This window comes from Sphingomonas sp. NFX23 (assembly GCF_049887795.1).
In the GTDB taxonomy this organism is placed as follows: Bacteria; Pseudomonadota; Alphaproteobacteria; order Sphingomonadales; family Sphingomonadaceae; genus Sphingomonas.
This window is the reverse complement of the sequence record NZ_JAGEKH010000004.1, coordinates 531,827-552,920: the sequence shown is the minus strand read 5'-3', so window position 1 is coordinate 552,920 and position 21,094 is coordinate 531,827. Positions and strand designations below refer to the sequence as shown.

Genomic DNA, 21,094 nt, shown 5'->3' with positions numbered 1-21,094 from the left:
CTCACAGGAGATGCGGCTCGCTGCGGAAACGGCAGGGCGTGATCGGCAGGTCGGTGTCGAAGGCGGCTTGCGGCTGGTTACGCAGGTCGCGGTAGATGCCGACGATCTGCTGCCCGACCGCGTCCCAGCTATACACTCGGCGGCATTCTTCCAGCGCGGCAGTCGCCAAGCGCGTGCGGAGGTTCGTATCGGTAATGACGCGGGTCAGCGAGGCTGCCAGCGCCGGCACGTCGCCGGGATCGGTCAGCAGCCCATTCTCGTAGTCGCGGACGCAGTCGACGACGCCGACAGCTTGGCACGAGACGACCGCGAGGCCGCATGCCATCGCCTCGAGGATGGTGTTCGAGAACCCCTCGGCATAGGTCGGCGACACGAACACGTCGTGTTCGCGGTAGAGTTCGGGGACCGCGTCATAATCCGCATAGCCGCTGAACGTCACGCGCGCAGTAAGCCCGAGTTCGGTCGCGAGCGTTTGCGCGGGGTCGACGTCAGGGCCGATGCCGGAGATGGTCGCGTGCCAGTCGCCGCGCACGTCCGGCAGCGCCTGGAGGAAGTCGAGCACGCCTTTGCGGCGGTCGACGCGGCCGTGATAAAGCAGGCGGACCGGACCTTCGGGCGCAACACTGGATGCCGGCGTGAAATGGTCGGTATCGACTGCCCCCGGAACGATCGTGAACCGGTCGAGTGGGGTGCCGAGCCGATCGTGGACTTCGCCCGCGAAACTGTTGCCGCCGATCAGCAGCGCGCCGGCATGATCGAGCACGCGGACCATCGCGAGCCGGTGCGTCTCGCAGCACGAGCCGACCCAATGCCCGTCACCGCCCTGGATCGACACGACGCAGGGCAGTCCGAGCCGGAGGGCTGCGATCATCGTCGCCCAGCCGGTCGGATAGCCATATTGCGCGTGGAGCATGTCGAACGGATTGACGGCATGATCGCGTGCTATGGCCTCGACGATTGCGTCGATATCGCGCTCGAAATCGCCGCCATCCTGTTCGCCCAGCGCTTCGAGGCCGACGACGCGCACGCCCCGAACCGGTGGCGGGGGGCCGCCGCCATATACGCGCGCGCGCGCGGGATCGCCATAATATTGGCTGATCATCGTCACGTCGTGGCCCGCCGCGACAAGCTGGCGCAACAGGTTGATCGCGTAGATCGACATCCCCGATATCGCGGGGAAGAAGCGGCGCGAGACGAAGCAGATCCGCATCAGTTAAGCGCCGCGCGAAGATAGGCGATCGACTCCGGAATAGCCTGATGCGCGCGGGGGCTCTCGCGCGACAATTCGACGCAGACCAGTTTGTCGAAGCCGATCGACTCCAGCGCGGTGAGGATGGCGGGAATGTCCATGTCGCCCTGGCCGAAGGGGAGGTGCGTATGATCCCCGCGGCGCATGTCTTCGACCGCGACGGTACCGAGACGGTCGGCATAGGCGTGCACCGCGGCGTCGGGCGCTATATCCTGCGTGACGAGGCAGTGGCCTGTGTCGAGCGCTAGCCGCAGGTCCGGATGGCGGAGCGCGAGTTGCGCATAGTCCGCGACGGTCTCGATCAGCATGCCGGGCTCGGGCTCGAGGCTGACGGGGATGCCGGTGCGAGTGGCATGTTCGACAACCTTGCCGAGCCCCGCATCGAGCCAGTCGAGTGCGTCTTCACGCGCGATACCAGGCTTCGGTACGCCCGCCCAGAACGACACGGTCTCGGCATTCAGAATCGCTGCGACCTCGAGCGCGCGGGCGAGGAACGCAACGCGGCGGTCTCGGCCCTCTGAGTTTGCCGTGACCAGCGTCGGTTCATGCTTGTCGCGCGGATCGAGCAGATAGCGCGCGCCGGTTTCGATCACCGAGCCCAGCCCGAGCGACCGCAACAGCGCGCCGACCCGCTCCGCCTCGCGCGTCCAATTGTCGGCAAAAGGATCAAGGTGATGATGATCCAGCGTCAGCGCGACGCCGTCATAGCCGGCGTCGGCGATCAGGTGCAGCGCGTCGTCGAGCCGGTGGTTGGCCGCGCCGTTGGTGTTGTAGGCGAACCGCAGCGTCATCGTGCCGCCTCCGTCTCGAGGCTCTGTTCGGACCAGGCAACGTGATGCGCTTCGGGCTCGCGGTAGAGCGGATAGAGCGGGCCGACGATTTCGTCCGCCAGCGCGGTATCGAAGAACGGCTGGCCCCCGAGCCGCGCGACTGCTTCCTCGGTGAGGCGGACGGGCAGGCGCGTCGCGCTTTCTTCGCCGCCGAAGCTGACCAGCGGGCTGTCGAGCGCGACCAGCTTGGCGACGTTGCGCTCGCCGATCCGGTAATAGCTCATCGTCTCGACTTCCATGCCGGGCACGATCACCTTGACGACCGCGACGCTGGCATCCGCGGGGGACATGTCGACGTAGAGAATGTCGAACCCGGCCGCCTCGACCGCCTCTCTCGCCAGTCGTCCCCGCGCGCGCGCATCGGGAACATCCGCGCGGGGCAGGTCGGCAAAGGCGTGGCGGCTGCGCTCGGCGAGCATCGTGCCGGCGAGCCAGTCCCTGAGCGTCGCTGCGTCGACATCGGTCCAACGCTGCATTTCCGAGAACGCGCGGCCATCGCTCGATTTAGCGGCACCGCCGGCTTGCGCCATGAACCGGTCGATATAGCCGGGTGGCGCGATCGTCTCGGCAAGCGCCATCGGGCCGTGCGCGAAGGCTTTGCGCGCGCGGCTGGCGGCGTATTCGGCGATCGCCTTGGCCAGCGCCTGCACCGCGTCGGGGTGCGCCGCCTCGCCGCAGGCCGTTGCCATGATCGGCACCGCGGGTTCGCGCGCATCGACACCGACGCAATAGACGTTGGCGAGGCCGAATTCGTCGGTCGCGAACTTGGGGATCACGCGGACGTCGGCGGCGGCGAACCGGTTGATCAGGTCGCTGATCTCGGCAGGCAGGCTTTCGGAGAGGTCGATCGCGACGCCGCGGTCGAGCGCGCGGAACAGCAACCCGTTGCCGTCGCGCTGGAGGATCTCGCACAATCCGTGGCCGATCGCCCAGTCGAGGTCCGGCCCCGCGCCCATCCCGTTCGAGATAATCGTCGTGAACGGCACGTAGCCGGGCGCCAGTTCCTTGGCGGAATAGGCGGCGAGGTCGATCGGTACGAGGACGCTTGAGCCGTCCGCCCACCGCCTGGCCTCGACCCAGTCGAGCGGCGTATTGCGGTCGACCGGGGATCCTGCGGGAAGGCACAGCGTCAGCGGATCGGCGATCCCGCGCTCGCCGCGTTCGCGGACGAGGTCGGCATAGCTGCCGTGCGTCTTGCCGCGCGCTGACAGGGTGAGCGTCGGCCAGACCATCTCGGCGATCTCGCCCAGCGCACCCAGGATTGCGGCCTCGTCGGTCGCCCCATAGCCGACGCCGTACGGCATGATGCCGCCGAGGTCCGCGGTCTCCGGGAACAGCGCGACCACCCAGACGGGGATGCCGACGCGGTCGATGCCGTCGATCGGAAACGCGACGATGTCGCCGGCAGGGAACGCATCAAGATACAGATGGCAGGCCGCGCCGAGTTGCTCGGGAAGGCCGGTGATAGTGCGGGTCATAGCGGAATCCTCTTCACGCCCGGCGCACGAGCCAGCGCCTCGTCGAGCACGGCGACAGCGACGTCGCGACCGACTTCGGGGGCATATTCGAACGGGGTCAGGACGGCGTCGAACGCCAACGGTGCGATCACGTCTCGGTACTGGCGGATCTCGCCATGCGTCAGCGGGATGTCCTTGTGGAACGCCTTGTGGCTCGAGATCGCGTGGCTGACGCCTGCCGCGTCCTGGTCGATCTTGAACATGTCACCGCAGAACAGGCGTTTACCGACCGCATCGTGGAGCGCCGCCTGGCCTTCGTAATGGCCGCCGACGTGATGCAGCGTATAGCCTGGGGCGATCTCCAGCACGTCGTCATACGGCGTTGTGACGCGGAACGCCTTGGTCATGCCGAGGTCGTCCTTGTGGATCGCAAGCATCTCCGGCGCGCATTCGCGCTGGAGCTGGAACAGCGCGCCATAGCCATGCGCATGACTGGCCGCGAGATAGCGTATGCCGCCCAGCCGTTCGATCTGTTCGAGCATCGCAGGCGAATAATAGGGCGCAGCTTCGAAAGCGATGTTGCCGCCCTCTCGGACGATCAGCCAGCCAGTACCGCCGAGCCCGAGATGCGGTGTCGTGGTGAAGGCCCAGAGATCGTCGGCCACCTGTCGCCAACTGCCGTCATGGCTTGCGGCAACATCCTGTTCGGGGAGGAAGCGCCAACCATCCTCGGGCAGGTCGTTGCGCGTATCGTTGCACACCGGACAGTCGGCGGGCGCGAAATGGCGCTGCCAGAAACCGCAATGCGCGCAGGCATACCAGCTCAGAGGCATGATCGCGCCTCGGTATAGGCGGCGTCGAAAAGGCGCATCAGCGACAGGTCCCTGTGGATCGAGAAATCATGCGCATCGCCGCGGACGGCGGCGGCGAACGCGGCGGCTTGCGCGGTGAATGGCGACAGCGCGGCGTCGAAGGGGAGGGCGGTCTCGTTCCCGGTGCGTGCGCAACGCCGCATCACGGTGCCGCCTTCGGTCTGGCCCATCGTGTCGGTCGCGACGAGCAGGCCGTCCTCGCCGAGGATTTCGAGCCGGCGGCGGGGCAGCACTTCGGGGCAGTTATAGGCGACATGGCTCTGGACCAGGATGCCGCCTGCGGTGCGACCCGACAGGATGCCGCCATCGTCGACCGGATAGTCATGGATGCGCCGCTGCAGGTCGATATGCAGGCGCACGAGCGGTTCGTCGACCAGCATCGCCGCGAGATCGAGGCCGTGCAGTGCGAGGTCGATGACCGCACCGCCGCCCGCGGCCGCCGGATCGGCGCGCCAGTTGCAGCCGCCGCCTTGGCTGGACGGCGACCAGCTCGGGTCGACCCAGCAGGCGTAGACGATCCGTACCGCGATCGGTCGGCCGATGGCGCCGTCGCGGATCGCCTCTGCCATCGCGCGATGTGCGGGGTGATGGCGCTGGTCGAACGCGGTGCCGTAGAGGTGCCCCGCGACTACCGATCCGATGGCTTCGGCATCGGCCAGCGTCGCGGCGATCGGCTTTTCGCACAGCACTGGCACGCCCGCCGCTACGGCGGCCCGCACCGGATCGGCATGAAGATTATTGGGCGTGGCGACGTAGATGCAGTCGAGTGCCGCATCGGCCAGCATCGCCTCGGCGGTATCATAGGCGAGGATGCCGCCGGACAACGCGCTGGCCTGCGCGATCGGCGAGGGGTCGGCGATCGCGACCAGCGTCCCGCCGGCGGCTGCGATGCCCGGCGCCATGTAATCGCGCGCGACCCAGCCGAAGCCGACGATCCCCCAGCGCATGCTTACCACCGCGCCGGCAGGTCGAGGATACGGCGGTTCCGCGCCGCATCACCATCATCCGACAGCCATGTGCACGCATCGCCATATTCCGCGCGGTAGCGATCGGAGGGCCAGTCCGGGGTATCGCCGTCGAGCAACGGATTCGGTTTTAGAACCGCATCGACGAGAGGCATCGCCAGCCCGCCGGTCAGGGCACGCGCAGCGCGGCCATCCGCCTCGACGCCATCCGCCTCAATGATCGACCATGCCTCGATAGCGGAATCGTCAGACCATCGGGTCGCTACGGGCGCATCGCTTGCGAGCAATGCACGACGCAATTCGCGCTCGTCATAAACGACGGCATCTGGAAACAGCGCTGCCCATTCTGCCGAAGCACGTGCCGGTCCCATTGCCCCGCCAGAGACGGCGGCGTTGTGGAGATGGCTCACGGCAAGCACGCCGCCGGGTGCGACGGAATCACGCAGCAGCCCGGCGATCCGCGGCTGGTCGGGCAGGAAATAAAAGGCATCGTGACACGCGACCAGGTCAAACTTGTGCGTCTCCATTGGCCACGGAGCGGCCGCGTCGAACACGACATACTCTGCGGTCGACGCGACCCAGTGCTTTGCAAGCCAGCATTTCGAGAACACGACGTCTGCGCCGACGCACGCGACGCCTCGCGCTGCCAGCTCGCGGAGATAGTGGCCAATCCCGCACGCCAACTCGAACCCGGTCCCGGGCTGCCGCCAGTGCGCCTCGACCAGCGCGAGCCCGGCGAGGTACGTCGGATCGCTCCAGCGATGCGCGAAATAGTCCGCGACGGGCCCCATCCGCAGCAAATTCATCGCCGCACGCAACGACAGCGTGTCACGCTCGCGCACCAGCTGCTTCAGCTCGCCGAGATCGGTCGCAGGGCCGGTCCACCACGCATCCTGATCGGTCAGCAGCGCGACCAGCGCATCGTCCGGGCAGCCTGCGTCGAGATGGTCGAGCGCCACCGCCACCAGCCCCTCGCTGTCGGTCCGCAGATACGGGATGCCGTCGACCACCGGCCAGCGCTCGCCAGGTGCGGCCAGCGAATGCGGCGTATCCGCGACGAGCGGCCGTCCGGTGACGGGCGAACGATAGGTCACAGCAGGCCGACGTCCGCCAGAACGCGGTCGTGGAACGTCTTGACTGGCCCGGCGTGGACCAGTTCGTAGGTATGCAGGACGCTGTCCATCGTCGCCGACGCAGCGCGCGTGTGCTGTTCGATCTCCAAAACACGGTCTAGGACGTCGGCGGCGTGGAACGCGCGTGCCGCGGGCGTCGCGTCACCCGCAATCGGCAAGATCGCCGCGCGAACCTGCGCCGCGACCGCCGGGTCGAGCATCGCCATCGCCTGCTCGCGCGCTGCGTCGATCACGCAGTCGAGCAGGTCGCCGAGCAGCACTTCGCCGGTGAACCCCGCGTCGGGCATCGCCGCATTATGGAAATGATGCGCCATCGACGCGAGGAACACCTCCGCCGGGTCCGCGCCGTAACCGGGTGCCGCGAGCACGCCGTACACCGCGACGATTAGGCAGTGCTCGGCATGGTTCTCCGGCGGCTGGAGCAACAGGCGCGGCCGACCCGGACAGGTGACGCCCGCACGCGGCTGCGTCGCGAGTTGCGTGACGAACCGCGGCACCGGCCCCACCGCCGGTGCGCCCTCGGGCAGTGCATTGCGGAGGTCGGCCGCGAGCGCCGGGTCGAGCAACACCGCCACCTCGTCGAACCCGCGTTCGAGCACCGCACACGCTTCCGCATCGGACAGCCCAAGCTCGGCCAGCGTCGCGCGGTCGAGATCACCCAGTCGCGCCGCGGCGAGCGCGGCGGCGACCGTGCAACGCATCACCGCCGCCGGCGCCTCGCCCGCCGCCAGCGCCGCCCAGCCGCGCGCGAACAAACGCTCGGCGATCGACCCCTCGCGCTCCGCCGACCGGATCCGCTTCAGGTCGCCGAGTTCGCGCAGCAGCGGCAGATGCGCCGCGTCGAACGTCATCGGCGATCGAGCCAGGTGTCGAGGATCAGCTGCTGCTCGCCGAACGCGTGGATCGGCTCGCCGCCGTCGGCGGTCTGCGGCATCTTGAAGAAGATCCCCATCTGGTCCTGCACACCGCCTTCGCCGCGCGTCTGCGCCAGCGCCAGGCACCGCGCGATCTCGATCGCGAGAGGGGCTGCCAGCACCGAATCCTTGCACAAGAAGTTCAACTTCAACTGCATCTTCTGGCCCAGGAAGCCGGTCAGGTCGATGTTGTCCCACGCTTCCTTGTTGTCGCCGCGCGGCTTGTAATAATGGATCATGATGATGTGATCCTCGACCGGATAGCCGAGGATCTGGTCTAGCACCGACTTCTTGGTATCGACCTTCGACGCGAGGCTCTTGGGATCGTCGAGCGCGAGGCCGTCCGAGTTGCCGAGGATGTTGGTCGAGAACCAGCCGTCGACATGCAGCGCACGATCGCGCAGCGCCGGCGCGATCACCGTCTTGAGAAGCGTTTGCCCGGTCTTGCCGTCCTTGCCGGCGATCGGCACGCCGCGCTGGCGGGCGAGTTCGGCAAGCGGTGCGACGTCGGCGGCGACCGACGGCGTGAAATTGGCATAGGGCGTGTCGCTAGCGATCGCGGCATAGGCGTAGAGCATCGCCGGGCTGATCGCCGCGTCGTCGGCATCAAGACCGCGTTCGAAGCCCTCGACGCTAGTCAGCGCGTCCGCACCGAGATCGGCCTTGCGCTCGGTCGAGGCGAGATTGATCATCACGACGCGGTCGAGATTCTGCTCGCTCTTGAACCGCGCGAGATCGTCCTGGATGTGCCGGACGGCGGCACGGTGGCCGGGCGCGGCGATCTTGTTCGCGCCGTCGATGTTCGCGCAGAAATCGGTCGAACCGACGGCCGGCCAAGGTCGCATGTCGGACAGGCTGGACGCGCCGTTGGCGAGCTCGCTTTCGCTCAGCACGCCGTGCTTGAGCGCGGCGGTCGCGAGGTCGTCATGGCTGAGGTCCCAGCCGCCGAAATGGAGATCGCGGTATGCTGCCATGCCGTCGACGTCGCGGCTGGCGAGCGGCAGGCCCGACAGGTCGTTCGACCCCGCGCGGATCATCGCGATCCCCGCGGCCGCGGTGGTGGCCACCGCGCCATTCAGTCCGATCACTGCGATCCCGACCCGTTCGCCCATAATTACGTCCTCTCAAAACTGAGCGCGTGGCTAGCTGTCCGTAAAGTAAAGTCCACCGAAGTCTGCGGAAATTGCCGCTAAACTGCTCCGGGAATTACATATGTTGCTGTCGCGAGAGGGGAAGACGATTAGGCCTCGTCGGGGCGCCACCTCGTCAGGAAGAGCCTTGTTGGGTTGATCAGATTCTCGATACCTAGTCTTGAACGAAAACCGCCAGATTGAAAGTCGGGTCCGCTATCCGCCAGGGGCCGCAATCAGACCATTGGGATCGATGCCGTCGATAGGTCGATAAAGTTTCCCATCCCATGGTCCGATACAACGCCCGGCTATTCGCTGTTGCGACGAGCAGTTCGGGCAGGTTCGGATCACGACGCTTCGCGCGCAGGGCGGTCATCAGCGCCCGGCCAAGCCCTTTCCAGCGGTGGTCGAGAGTTGTCAGGATGCGTCGTAAACGAACGCCTCCGCGGTAACGGCCGCAAATCCGCTTGTCGGCACTCTCCAACTTTCGCAACGACGCACCGCCGTCATGAAGTCCCCGGTAAGATCTACGCGCCACCCTGCGGGAAGCGCTGACGGCAGAGCATCGGGTGGGCTGCTGACCTGGAGCAGATGGCCTGGGCTGCTAACCCCTTGAGCCAGTTCGACGAGGCCCGGCGCAATTCGAGATTCCGTACGTTCTGTTCAGCGCCATCGGGAGTCGATTGGGCTTCTGCTTGATCACGCAGCAACCAACGATCCCACGCCTTTCCAGCGCTAAGCCGGGGCATTGTCGCATTGCCCTTCCGATCCGACCGCGTCATTGTCGCGCACTCAGGGGAGAATGGTGTGCGCGACAACATCCGGCGAGCGTATGGGCTGGCAATGCTGCTCGGGTCGACGGCGGCGAGCGGCCAACAAATGCCGCCCCCGGCCGACTCGCCGACCGCGGGTAGCGCGCAGGGGGACGTGTCGGTCACCATCTACAATAACGACGTCGCGCTGGTGCAGGACGTGCGGTCGCTGGCCCTGGCAGACGGGCGGGTGCGGCAGAGTTTTCCCGACGTGAGCGCGTCGATCAGGCCGGAGACGGTATCGCTGACGGTGCCCGATGCCGCGATCGTCGAGCAGAACTTCGACTATGATCTGCTCAGCCCCTCGAGCCTGATGGAGAAAGCGGTAGGCGAGACGATCACGCTGGTGCGCACCAACCCCGCTACCGGCACCGAGACCCGCGACCGTGCGAAAGTGTTGGCGGTCAATGGCGGCGTCGTCATCGAGGTGAACGGTCATGTCGAGGTGTTGCGCGACGACGGACTGCCCGTGCGCGCGATCTTCGACCGGGTGCCCGATGCGTTGCGAGCCCGTCCGACATTGTCGGTGACGCTGGCCAGCACGCGTGCGGGATCGCGCCCGGCGACGCTGTCCTACCTGAGCCGTGGGCTAGGCTGGAGTGCCGACTATGTCGCATTGTTCGACGACAAGAGTGGGACGGTGGACGTTCAAGGCTGGGTGACGTTGAAGAACACCAGCGGCACGACGTTCGGCAACGCCAGAACGTTGCTGGTCGCTGGCGAGGTCGGCAGCACGGATGATGACGGGAACGGCAATTACACCCCGCGCCGCCGCCGCATGACGACGACTCTGCCTGGAACCGAAAGTACCGCGCGCGGGCAGCTCGGCGACTTCTATCTGTATCCTTTGGCCGAGCGCACCACGATCGCCGACAAGCAGACCAAGCAGGTCAGTTTCCTCGACGCGAAGGGCGTTGCGGCAAGCGCGGGCTATCGGTTCGAGAATGGCTGGCTGGGCAGCTCGGACGAGCCACGAAGCGCGCAGTCGGTGCTCCGTTTCAGCAACTCGGGCGCGGCTGGCCTGGGCGACGCGCTGCCGGCGGGCGTGGTCCGGGTCTATGTCCGCGACGCGCGTGGCCAACCACAGTTCACGGGCGAAAACCGTATCGAGCATACTCCCCAAGGATCGACGATCGCGCTGCCAACAGGCGATGCCTTCGACGTGAAGGTGCAGCCAACCACCGTATCACGGACGCGGCAGGGTGATAGCCGATGGCGTACGGCGATGCGGTATACGCTGACCAATGCACGCGGCCGACCGGTGACGGTCGAACTCGTGCAGGGGGGGCTCGACGGGGGCGACGTGCGCGTCGTTACGGATAGCGCCAAGGGCGAGCGTCGCGACGCCGGCACGATGACGTGGCAAGTCCCAGTGCCGGCCAACGGCACCGCGACGGTGACTGTGACCTTCGACACCCGCTACTGATGCGGCTTTGGCTGCTCCTCGCGCTGTTGACGGGCGTGTTGTTGTCGGGAGGGGCGGAAGCGCAGACCCGCACGGCCATCGTTACGTCGTCCGCGCCCGATCACGTCGCGTTGACGGTATACCGCTCGCCTTACGGCAAGGGCGCGATGAACCTGCGGTATCTCGGTGGCTTCGCCCTGGTGACGGAGACCCGTCGCGTACGATTGCCTCGGGGATCCGCAGTGATCCGGTTCGAAGGCGTGGCGGAGGGGATCGTCCCTGTCAGCGCCATCGTCGACGGCCTACCTGGCGGTACGATCGAAAAGAACCGCGACGCCCGCTTGCTGTCGCCCGCCTCGCTGGTCGATGGCACGCTTGGTCGCGAGGTAACGCTGACCCGCACCGACAAGGTTAGCGGAAGGTTGGTGAGCGAACCCGCGACGATCGTTGCCGGCCCGACACCGGGGGTTATCCTACGCACGACTGCCGGGATCGAGGCGTTGCGCTGCTCGGGTCTGGCCGAGCGGTTGAACTTCGCCCGGGTGCCAGCGAGCCTGTCGAGCAAGCCGGTGCTGAGCGTAACGACGACCAGCCCGGCGGCGCGCACGGTCACGGTGCGACTCTCCTATCTGTCCTCGGGCTTCGACTGGCGAGCGAGCTACGTCACGTCGCTTGCCGCCGACGGTCGCACGGTCGACCTGTTCGCTTGGCTGACTCTCGCCAACGGTAATCCGGAGATCTTCGCGAACGCGGACGTTCAGGCTGTCGCAGGCCGGCTCAACCGCGTCGCGGTCCCGGCGATCCCTGTGACGGCTGGTGCGCTGCGATTGGTCTGCTACCCGCTCGGCACGACGACCTCCGACCTACGGCAAAAGCAATTCGAGCTGGCCGAAGAGATCGTGGTAACCGGATCGCGAGTCATGGAGTTCGCGCTATCTGCGCCGGTTCCGGCACCGCCACCACCACCACCGCCACCACCACCGCCACCCGAGGACCTGGGTGACCTCAAGCTGTACCGCGTGCCGATGCCGACCACCGTCGCGGCCAGGGGACAGAAGCAGGTTGCCCTGATCGTTCAGAAGGCGGTGCCGGTCGAGCGGCGCTACCGGCGAGCGGTGTATCCCGGACAACAACTCGACGGTGTGCCGACGTCGATCGTGCTGGTGCTGAAGAACGATAAACAGCACAGCTTGGGCGTGCCGCTGCCCGCCGGCAGCACTGCGCTCTACGCGGAGCAGGCAGGCGGCCGATTGCTTCTCGGTTTGGGAACGATCGGCGACCGCACAATTGGCGAGACGGTTCGTCTGGCCGCCGGCGTTAGTAGCCGTGTGACGCTAACCCAGGCAGTCGCCGTGCTGAGCCCGCCGGGGGCGCTGGCATCAGGAACCGCGGGTTCGCACGAGGCCGTCGTGACGGCGAGCAACGGCAACTCGTTTCCCGTGAAGCTCGACGTGGCGATCGGCGCCGCAGGCCAGGCGATCGACGCCGACGGCGAGGAGGTTCGTCGTATCGACGGAATTTCTACTTGGTCGCCGCTGCTGCCACCAGGCGGCAAGGCCGTATTGCGTTACCGCTACTGACGTCCTGAGCTGACCAGCACGAAGGCCGTTGTCTCGGGCGGCGGTGTTGGCCTTGAGCGAACACTGTGCCGAACGACTCAACCGGTAATGAGATGGAGGGTGCGGGTGGCGGGGGCGATGGTGACGCCGCGGCCCCAGTCGAACGCGAAGAAATCCTGTTCGACGCCGTCCGCGAAGATCACCCCGCCGTCGTTCATCCGCGACGTGACCGCGAGCGGCACGCCCGCGAGCTTGCCGGCACGAAGTGAGGTCGCGGTTGCCACGCTGGGGAAGGGTTCACGCACGAAGAAGCCGACTGCGCGTTCCTGCGGATCGAGTGGGAGGGCGGCATGCGTCGCCTCCATGATCGAGCGTGCCCAGCCCGTCGCGCCGGTCCCCGACGCAACGATTAGCCCACTCGACGAGTGGTCCTCGGCCTGGTCCCCGCACGTGATCCGGTAGCGCGCGGACTGGTGGCTGCGATGACCGACGAACACCTCGTTCAGCGCCAGCAGCCGCTCGCCGGTATCCAGCCGCGCCTCGACCATCGTCCGCTGCTCGGCCGGCGCCGCACCCGAGACGCTCGCCGGCAGCAGCGCGGACAGGCGCGCGAGCGGCACGCGCATCAGGACGCCGTCGTACAAATCGGGGGCGGGGTTGAGCCCGAGCACGGGTTGCCCGTCGAGATACTTCGCGACGTTGGCGACTAGCCCGTCCTGCCCGACGGCGACGATCACGTCCTCGGGGCCAAACAGGAAGCGGTCGAGGTCGGCACGAGCGACACTCGCCTGCCGCCAGTCATCGGGAACGAGCGAGCGGGCTTGATGCAGCGTGGCGTGGAATCGACGGTGCCGATCCTCGATCACGTCGATGTCCTGGCCGCGCGTATCGAGAAAGAACTTCGCCTGCCCACGCGTCGCGTGCCGCGCGAGCAGGAGGTCATAGTCGGTCTCGCGGGTGACGAAGACCGCGCGCGGCGCGTTGGTCGCCATCAGCGGGGCAGCGCAGTCTGAGCCGTCGGGGCTGGCTGTGCATTACGGAATTCGCCGAGCACGGTCGCGAGGAGGTCGGGCGTGATGTTCAGATGCTCGATCGTATCCAGCTTGCCCGCCAGCTCGCGTGCGGCGAGCCCGAGCATTACGCCGGGTGGCAAGTCGCGGTAGATCGTCATCCGAGCCTGCTCCGCTTCCGCCTTGGCGCTCTCGACCGTGCGGATGCGCTCGGCTTCCGCGCCTGCTTCGACCTGCTGCGCCTCGGCCAGACCGGTCGCGCGGTTGCGTGCGTTCTCGGCCTCCTGCGTGATGAGCAGCATCTCGCGCCGGGCAAGCTCAGTGCGGTTGGCGAGTTCGTTCTCGGCGATCGCACGCTCCTTCTCAACCGCGAGCGCACGGCGTTCGAACGTCGCCTGGTCGGCCTTTTGCTGCAATGCCTCGAACGTCGGGGTCTGGAGCGCGCGTTCGAGTTCGCTCGATGGCGCGAGGTTGGTCAGGCGGACCGCGGTGACCGCGATGCCGATTTCGTTCAACGCGGGATCGTTGGCGAGCGCAGCCTCGAGTTGGTGGCGCAGCGGCTCGGGACCGGCATCGAGCAGCGCCCGCACCGAGCCCTGCGCGAGATATTGCAACGCGGCCTGGTTGACGAGCCCCGCGAGCCGGGTCTCGATCCGCTGGATCGGTTCGCTCTTGTAGGCACCGGTGAGCAGGCCCAGGCTGAAATCGACGCGCGAGGCGAGCAGTTCGGGATCGGCGACGTGCCAGGTCAGCGTTCCCTGGATCGCCACGCTCTGGAAATCCTGGCTGCGGCCCTTCACGAAGATCGCCATCTCGCGGTCGTCCATCGGCAGTTCGGCGATGCTCGCGGTCTCCGGACGGAACCAGAAAACCAGCCCGCGCCCGCTCTGCTTCACCTTGCCGCTGCGGTAGCGGATGACGTGGTTGCTCGCATCGCTACGCAATTGGGCGAGGAAACCGAGGTTCTTTATCGAGGCCATGACGGTTACTCCTGTGTCGAATGGTGGCGGAAGAGTTCGGCGGGACGGAACGAGGCACCGGTCTCGCGTTCGCCGGTCGCCACCAGCGTGTTCGTGGCGAGCATGCGGCGGCGAAAGGCCGGCTTGTTGAGCGATCGCCCGAGGATCGTCTCGTGGACGTCCTGCAGTGCCCGAAGTGTGAAGCGTTCGGGCAGCAGAGCGAAGGCGACATCCGAGTAATCGAGCTTGCCGCGCAACCGCAGCATCGCGAGGCCGAGCATGTCGGCGTGGTCGAATGCGAGCGGCAGCGCGTCTCCATCCTGTGACCGCGCCTCGACCGGCCCGCCGGTCTCGCCGGACCACGGGACAACGAGTTCGGCCAATGTCAGGTCGGGAGAGGCTTTCAGCGCGGCTGCGAAGCGGGCAGGGGGAAGTAGTGCGAAATACGCGACGCTGATAACTCGGGTGCGCGGGTCACGGTCGACCGTGCCGAACGTGTAGAGTTGCTCGACATACGCGTCCGCCATCCGCACTTTCGTTTCGAGCACGCGGTGTGCCGCGGCATCGAGGCTCTCGTCGATGCCGACAAACCCACCGGGTAGCGACCACGCACCAAGGCAAGGATGCTCGGAACGCTGCATGAGCAACGCGGCGGGCCTACCGTTGACGACGCTGGCCAGGATCAGATCGACAGCAACCGATGGGCGATCGTACCGGTGTGGATCATATCCATCGAGGAACTCAGTCTCGTTCATCTCGCACCCATATATCCTTCTGGCATATTACTAATATGCGGGAGGGATATATGTCAAGGGTGGTCACGCTAGAGGCGGATCACGGTTTGGACTGAGGCAAGGAATTCAGCATATGTCTTGGAAGGCGCCGTCCGACAGGTCGGCAGCCACAGACAACGCTTGGATCACGTCAGACGTGATAACGATGACGATCAAAAGGTACCGGCGGGTTTCGCCTGCGCGCGGTTCATTCGAACATGGCGCGGGGCCAGGGCCGCGATATCGTTCACGCCTGCCAGGGTCATTGTGCGGTCGAACTCCTCCGTGAGCAGCGTCAGTACGCGGTCGACGCCTGCCTCTCCGCCTGCCGCCAAGCCGTACAAATAGGGGCGTCCGATCGAACAGGCGGTCGCGCCCAGCGCCAGCGCCTTCACGATGTCCGAGCCGCGCCGGATACCGCCGTCGCAGATGACGTCCGGCGCATCGCCGACGGCGTCGCGCACTGCCGCGATCTGGTCGATCGGCGCAGGCGCGCTATCGAGCTGCCGACCGCCGTGATTGGAGACCATCACGCCGGTTGCGCCCGAGGCAATCGACCGGCGCGCGTCCTCCGGCGTCATCACGCCCTTGATCGCGAGCGGCCCGTTCCATTCGCGCGCAAGCCATTCGACCTCGCGCCAACCGACCGAGCGATCGAACTGGCCGCCGATATAGTCGAACAGGCTCATCGGCCCCGATGCGAGCGCGTCGATCTTGTGGCTGACGTTCGCGAGATCGAATTTCGATCCTGTCAGTGCAGGCAGCGACCATGAGGGATGACGCGCAAAGCTCATGAGCGACTTGAGCGTCAGCTTGGGCGGCAATGACAGTCCGCTGCGCCGGTCTCTCTCCCGGTTGCCGGCGACGGGTGTATCGACGGTCAGCGCCAGCCCGTGGAAACCTGCGTCCCGGCAACGCGCGACGAACTCCGCTGTCAGGCCGCGGTCCTTGAAGATATAGATCTGGAAGACCTTCGGCCCGGCATATGCCTGGGCAAGGTCTTCCAGCCGCGTCGTTCCCATCGTCGACAGGCTGTAGAGGATGCCGTGCCGGGCTGCGGCACGCGCGACGGCGAGTTCTGCATGGCCGTGGAACATGCGGGTAAGGCCGGTCGGCGCCAGCATCAGCGGCCAGCGCGATGGCTGTCCGAACAGCGTCGTGCCGGTCCGGATTGCCGAGACGTCGTTCAGGACGTCCGGTACCAGCTCGTAGTGCGAGAACGCACTGACGTTTTGGCGCAGCGATACCTCGTCATCGGCGCCACCGTCGATATAGTCGAAGATCGGGCGCGGCAGCCGCTTGCGCGCCATCAGGCGCAGGTCGGCAACATTGTTCGCCCGTCGAAGTCGCGTCATGGTTTTGCGCTCATTTGCATGTCTCGGCCATCACAAGATGAAGTCTCGTGGCGTTAACGTGATGGTTCCGCTCAGCCGGATGATGGAATCGGGTGACGGGTCGCCGTCCAGGTTGACCATCACCAGTGTGGCACCGTCTTCGAACGCTATGCGGACCTGGCCTGGTCCGGTGAACGGTGCCGTGCCGATGAACTTGAGCGGCAGTACGGCGAGCGCCGACAGATCGATGCGATCGCCCTCGGACTGCGAAAAGTCGGTGATACGATCTTCGCCGTCTGGCGAGGTGCCGCTATCGCTGCGATCGAGATAGACGAAGCGATCAGCGCCAGCCCCGCCGGTCAGCACGTCAGCGCCGCCATGGCCGATCAGCCGATCTGCCCCGCCCAGCCCAGAGATCCATTCAGCCTTGCCGCTGCCGTCGACCGTCAGCGGCATGCCGCCCGCCGGTCCGTAGGTGGGGGAGATCGAGTCGCCCGTCTTGAACTGTGCGCTGAGTGCGTTGGTTGCCGCCTTCTGGTCGGCCGCCGACAGCCAGTCGGGCAGGCCGAGCGCGGCGGCGTAGGTGGTCGGCCAGTGCGCGCCGATGACGTCGATCGCGCCGCCGAGCCCGGGTAGCCCGGTGAACGCGGGCAAATGATTGTTGATGCCGATCCGCACCACGCCGTTCAGGAGTACCGGATCGTTCGCGGCGGTGAAGTCGACCATGCGCGCCGCTACCAACTCCGGGTCGACCCCGAAGTGCGCCGCGGCCGAGGCGAGCCAGTTGGGCGCGCCGAATGCCAGGAAGTCGGACCGCGCGTCGGTCGCGGCCACGCCGTGCGTCTTGAGCGCGTAGGCCAGGATATATTGGGTATAGCCGGTGCCAAGCGAATGCCCGGTGACGTGAATGCGCGCATTGGCATAGCGCGGATCGTTCAGCAGCCGCTCGTAGACCTGCGTCGCGCGCGTCGCCTCGTCGAGGGGAATGCCCGCGAGGATCGATTCACCCTGAACGGCGTCGAGCCCCTGCGCGCCCGCGAAGGCGAGAATGACGTCCGTGACCTGACCATTGCCGTCAACCTTGTCGACGATGCCGTCGAAGAAGTTGCCGTCGCTGGTCCGTTCGACGCGCGCGTTGACGTAGCCCCCGCCGAGGATGATCGGCGTGGCGAGCAGTTGCCAATAGGCGCCGAACCACACGCGATCCTGCAAGGTTACATGACTCGGCAGGCCGCACTTGGTCGTACCTGGTGCGGGTTCGGTCGAGCCGGCGGAGTTGGTGAGCGCAGTGCAGGGTTCCGGGGCTGACGCGGTCGAGGCGGCGGGTGACGGCGTGGCTACCGATGCATCGACGCCGCCGCTGACGATGCGAATTGGCGCCGACCTCGGCTCAAGTCCCGATCGTGCGGACAGGCTCAGGGTCCCGGCCATCGCCAATCCGGCGCCCGCCACGATCGCTACTGGTAGCAGAAGCTTTTTCACCGTCGCTCTCCCACGCCATACCGCCTCGCCGATGTTCGGGATGGCAAACGCGGCGGGATGACGTCGTCCCGACGCGTCTCCCCGCAGTGATTCGGATCTCAGGGGAGCGCTCGCAATCTGCGCGCGTTCGGCGCAAGCGACGAAACCATTTGCTGTGCCCGTCCGCTGCATGGCTGTGCCCACCGAGAAGCATACGGCACGTCGAACCAGGTTTTGGGGTACGCTTGCGACGCGGCGATCAACGGTTGGGGAATAAGCGCGTGGGTGTACGTCATCGACTGATCGGCAAGGCGGCGCGGCTGGTCTGGCGGATCGCCAAGCCGCGCACGATCGGTGTTCGCGCGCTGTTGCTGGACCGGGACGGGCGGGTCGCGCTGGTACGGCACACCTATGCCGATCACTGGTATCTTCCGGGCGGCGGCGTGAAGAAGGGCGAGAGTATCGCCGCCGCGCTGAGGCGTGAGCTTGCCGAGGAAGTGGCGATCGCCGACCCGGTGATCGAGCGGGTACTCGGCATCTATCACAGTCGCGGGGAGGGCAAGGACGACCATATCGTGATCTTCGTCGTGCGAACCGCGGCGAGCGGGATACTAGACCGTGCCGACCTGCGAGAGATCGAAGAGGCTGGCTGGTTTAAGCTAGACGACCTGCCGGAGACCACATCTCCCGCGACCCGGCGGCGCATCGCCGAATACCAGCAGGGCGCGACCGGAACTGGGGCCTGGTAACGCGGGCGCTCGTCGGCTCGCCGGACTGCACGATAAAAGCAACGATGCGCATAACGTGAGTTCGCGACGTACTTTGCCGGACTGCTACCTTAGTCCTCCGACCGCAGCTGCGGATCGGGAGGAGAGAACATCGTGAGCCAACCCATCGTCTCGACCGCCGACGGTATCGTGCAGGGGAGTGCCACAGGCGACGTGCGGCGGTTCCTCGGCGTGCCCTACGCCGCGGCGCCGGTGGGTGCGAACCGGTTCGCGCCGCCACAACCGGTCGTGCCGTGGCAAGGCGTGCGCGACGCGACGGTGACCGGCCCCAATGCGCCGCAGCGGACCAAGGCGTTTCCCGGCCTCGATACCGTACCGTTGATCGGTGAAGGCTGGGCGCCGGGCGACGACTATCTGACGGCGAATATCTGGCGGCCTGATGACCACCGGACTGGCCTGCCGGTGATGGTGTTCATCCACGGCGGCGGGTTCGTGATCGGCAGCAAGGATGCGCCGGTGCAGGACGGCGGCACGTTCGCGCGCGACGGCGTGATCTGCGTCGCGATCAATTACCGGATGGGCGTGGACGGCTTCCTGCCGATTCCGGGCGTGCCGACCAACCTTGGGCTGCGCGATATGATCGCAGCGCTGAAATGGGTAGGGGACGGGATAACCGCGTTCGGCGGCGATCCGGACAACGTCACGGTGTTCGGTGAGTCCGCGGGCGCGATGGCGATCGCCGACCTGATCGCCTCGCCGCTCGCCAGGGGATTGTTCCGGCGCGCGATCGTTCAAAGCGGCCATGGCGGCATGACTCGCTCGGTCCCGGTGATGCAGCGACTGGTAAAGAAGCTGGCCAAGTTCCTGAAGATCACCCCCGACGCGACCGGCTTTAGCAGCGTGTCGTACGACGCATTGATCGACGCGGTAGAGGCGGTATCCGCACCGACTGCGCGGATCGATCTGCGCGACGAGGCGGGCCACGAACCGGTGTTCGGAATAAGCCGCTTCGTCCCGGTCCACGGCGACGACGTGCTGCCGCAGCGTCCGCTCGATGCGCTGGCGAACGGCGCGGGCGCGGAGGTGGACCTGCTGATCGGTACCAATGCCGAGGAGATGAACCTGTATCTCGTTCCCACCGGCGTGCGTGACAAGATCGGACGTTTGCTGGCGACCTATGTCCTCCACAAGTCGCAACCGCATGCGCGCAAGGTGCTGAAGGCCTACGGGATCGGCACGAAGGGCCGCAAACCCGGACAGGCGCTGACCGATGCGATGAACGATCTCGTTTTTCGCTGGCCCGCGCGGCGATTTGCGGAGGCGCACAAGGGGCGTACGCACATGTACGAGTTCGACTGGCGCTCGCCGATGTTCGGCGGCGAGCTCGGCGCGTCGCACGGCATGGAGCTGCCGTTCGTGTTCGACGCCTTGGCGTGCGCGACCGGCGAGCAGGGGCTGTGCGGACCCAATCCGCCGCAAGATCTGGCCGAACGGATGCACGCGCTGTGGATCCGGTTCGCGACCGACGGCCGCCTGCCCTGGGGCGCATTCGATGCCGAGACGCGGCAGGTCTATTCGTTTGTCCGGCAGGAGGCGCGACATGAGCCCGTCATGCCTGCCGCACCCTTCCTGCCCTGAGGACCGATCATGTATCTCGAACGACTGAAGCTTACCGGTCGCCGCGCGCTCGTGACCGGCGGCGCGGCGGGGATTGGTCTGGCGTGTGCCGAAGCGCTGGCGGAGATGGGCGCGCACGTGACGATCGCCGATCGCGACGAGACGGCGATCGCGGCAGGACATGTCGCGCTCTCAGGCAAGGGCTATGCGGTCGACGGTATTGCGATGGACGTGACCGATTCCGCCCGCGTGACCGCCGTCGCCGACCAGCTCGGGGCGATCGACATCCTCGTCAACAATGCCGGCATCGCGCGCAGCGGGACCCCAGCCGAGGACGTCGCCGACGAGCATTGGCTGAACGTGCTCGACGTCAATCTCAACGGCACCTTCTGGTGTGCGCGCGCCTTTGGCCGGCACATGCTGGCGGCGGGGAAGGGCGCGATAGTCAACGTCGGGTCGATGAGCGGTTTCATCGTCAACCGACCGCAACCGCAGAGCTATTACAACGCATCGAAAGCCGCGGTGCACCAGCTTACCAAGAGCCTCGCTGCCGAATGGGCGCCACGCGGCGTCCGCGTCAACGCGGTCGCGCCGACCTATATCAACACCGTTCTCAACAGCTTCGCGGATCGCGAGGGCAAGATGTACAAGCGCTGGATCGACGGCACGCCGCAGGGCCGTCTCGGCGAACCCGAAGAAGTCGCATCGATCGTCGCGTTCCTAGCGTCGGATGCGGCGAGCCTGATGACCGGCAGCATCGTCCTCGCGGACGGCGGCTATAGCTGTTGGTAGCGCACCGATCGGCGAAGCCCGCGAGCCGGACGGCATAGCCCGAGACCTTTCATACAGGTAAGCTATCGGATAGCTCTGACTGTAGAAGTAGCCG

Annotated in this window: 18 protein-coding genes; 5 read left to right on the top strand and 13 right to left on the bottom strand. The window is 66.5% G+C overall.

Annotated features, from left to right (window positions below; translation table 11 throughout):
- Position 1: 1 nt before the first annotated feature.
- From J4O76_RS13345 to J4O76_RS13310, 8 genes are read right to left on the bottom strand one after another with little or no spacing between them, the layout of a single operon-like run.
- Positions 2–1,210 (bottom strand): glycosyltransferase family 4 protein, encoded by a 1,209-nt coding sequence (locus J4O76_RS13345; RefSeq protein ID WP_426282343.1) that lies wholly within the window; start codon positions 1,208–1,210, stop codon positions 2–4.
- Entirely contained in the window at positions 1,210–2,040 is an 831-nt protein-coding gene (locus tag J4O76_RS13340) for a sugar phosphate isomerase/epimerase family protein (RefSeq protein WP_426282342.1), read from the bottom strand. Before J4O76_RS13340 ends, J4O76_RS13345 begins: the two co-directional genes overlap by 1 nt.
- The gene (locus tag J4O76_RS13335) at positions 2,037–3,557 is read right to left on the bottom strand and encodes a YcaO-like family protein (protein ID WP_426282341.1); all 1,521 of its coding nucleotides are present in this window, start codon (positions 3,555–3,557) and stop codon (positions 2,037–2,039) included. Before J4O76_RS13335 ends, J4O76_RS13340 begins: the two co-directional genes overlap by 4 nt.
- Positions 3,554–4,369, bottom strand: a complete 816-nt coding sequence (locus J4O76_RS13330; RefSeq protein WP_426282340.1) for a hypothetical protein — start codon at positions 4,367–4,369, stop codon at positions 3,554–3,556. Before J4O76_RS13330 ends, J4O76_RS13335 begins: the two co-directional genes overlap by 4 nt.
- Positions 4,360–5,355, bottom strand: a complete 996-nt coding sequence (locus tag J4O76_RS13325) for a Gfo/Idh/MocA family protein (RefSeq protein ID WP_426282338.1) — start codon at positions 5,353–5,355, stop codon at positions 4,360–4,362. Before J4O76_RS13325 ends, J4O76_RS13330 begins: the two co-directional genes overlap by 10 nt.
- 2 nt (positions 5,356–5,357) lie before the next feature.
- Entirely contained in the window at positions 5,358–6,467 is a 1,110-nt protein-coding gene (locus J4O76_RS13320; RefSeq protein ID WP_426282337.1) for a class I SAM-dependent methyltransferase, read from the bottom strand.
- On the bottom strand, positions 6,464–7,357 hold the full coding sequence (locus J4O76_RS13315) for a hypothetical protein (protein ID WP_426282336.1): 894 nt from the start codon (positions 7,355–7,357) through the stop codon (positions 6,464–6,466). The genes J4O76_RS13320 and J4O76_RS13315 overlap by 4 nt, the downstream gene beginning before the upstream one ends.
- Positions 7,354–8,532 (bottom strand): inositol-3-phosphate synthase, encoded by a 1,179-nt coding sequence (locus J4O76_RS13310; protein ID WP_426282335.1) that lies wholly within the window; start codon positions 8,530–8,532, stop codon positions 7,354–7,356. The genes J4O76_RS13315 and J4O76_RS13310 overlap by 4 nt, the downstream gene beginning before the upstream one ends.
- 897 nt (positions 8,533–9,429) lie before the next feature.
- On the opposite strand from J4O76_RS13310, the gene J4O76_RS13305 reads away from it, so the two are divergent.
- Both J4O76_RS13305 and J4O76_RS13300 read left to right on the top strand, forming a co-directional pair.
- The gene (locus J4O76_RS13305) at positions 9,430–10,788 is read left to right on the top strand and encodes a DUF4139 domain-containing protein (protein ID WP_426282451.1); all 1,359 of its coding nucleotides are present in this window, start codon (positions 9,430–9,432) and stop codon (positions 10,786–10,788) included.
- Positions 10,788–12,347: a DUF4139 domain-containing protein gene (locus J4O76_RS13300; protein ID WP_426282334.1), complete on the top strand. Its 1,560-nt coding sequence runs from the start codon at positions 10,788–10,790 to the stop codon at positions 12,345–12,347. The genes J4O76_RS13305 and J4O76_RS13300 overlap by 1 nt, the downstream gene beginning before the upstream one ends.
- A 77-nt stretch (positions 12,348–12,424) precedes the next feature.
- On the opposite strand, the gene J4O76_RS13295 is transcribed toward J4O76_RS13300, so the two are convergent.
- From J4O76_RS13295 to J4O76_RS13275, 5 genes are all read right to left on the bottom strand, one after another.
- Entirely contained in the window at positions 12,425–13,318 is an 894-nt protein-coding gene (locus J4O76_RS13295; RefSeq protein WP_426282333.1) for a hypothetical protein, read from the bottom strand.
- Positions 13,318–14,316, bottom strand: a complete 999-nt coding sequence (locus tag J4O76_RS13290; protein WP_426282332.1) for an SPFH domain-containing protein — start codon at positions 14,314–14,316, stop codon at positions 13,318–13,320. Before J4O76_RS13290 ends, J4O76_RS13295 begins: the two co-directional genes overlap by 1 nt.
- A gap of 5 nt (positions 14,317–14,321) precedes the next feature.
- A complete protein-coding gene (locus J4O76_RS13285) occupies positions 14,322–15,050 on the bottom strand; it encodes an NUDIX hydrolase (protein ID WP_426282331.1) in 729 nt (242 codons plus the stop codon).
- A 191-nt stretch (positions 15,051–15,241) separates the two neighbouring features.
- The gene (locus J4O76_RS13280) at positions 15,242–16,423 is read right to left on the bottom strand and encodes an alpha-hydroxy acid oxidase (protein ID WP_426282330.1); all 1,182 of its coding nucleotides are present in this window, start codon (positions 16,421–16,423) and stop codon (positions 15,242–15,244) included.
- A gap of 30 nt (positions 16,424–16,453) precedes the next feature.
- Positions 16,454–17,884, bottom strand: a complete 1,431-nt coding sequence (locus J4O76_RS13275; RefSeq protein WP_426282329.1) for a M10 family metallopeptidase C-terminal domain-containing protein — start codon at positions 17,882–17,884, stop codon at positions 16,454–16,456.
- A gap of 260 nt (positions 17,885–18,144) precedes the next feature.
- Between J4O76_RS13275 and J4O76_RS13270 the strand changes: the two genes are divergently transcribed.
- The 3 genes from J4O76_RS13270 (at position 18,145) to J4O76_RS13260 (ending at position 21,000) form a co-directional block, all read left to right on the top strand.
- Positions 18,145–18,612 carry an NUDIX domain-containing protein gene (locus J4O76_RS13270; protein WP_426282328.1) on the top strand — a complete coding sequence of 156 codons (468 nt, stop codon included), beginning with the start codon at positions 18,145–18,147 and terminating at the stop codon, positions 18,610–18,612.
- 132 nt (positions 18,613–18,744) lie between these two features.
- Complete coding sequence (locus J4O76_RS13265; RefSeq protein WP_426282327.1) at positions 18,745–20,229, top strand: carboxylesterase/lipase family protein; 1,485 nt, start codon at positions 18,745–18,747, stop codon at positions 20,227–20,229.
- A gap of 9 nt (positions 20,230–20,238) precedes the next feature.
- Entirely contained in the window at positions 20,239–21,000 is a 762-nt protein-coding gene (locus J4O76_RS13260) for an SDR family NAD(P)-dependent oxidoreductase (RefSeq protein ID WP_426282326.1), read from the top strand.
- Positions 21,001–21,094 lie beyond the last annotated feature (94 nt).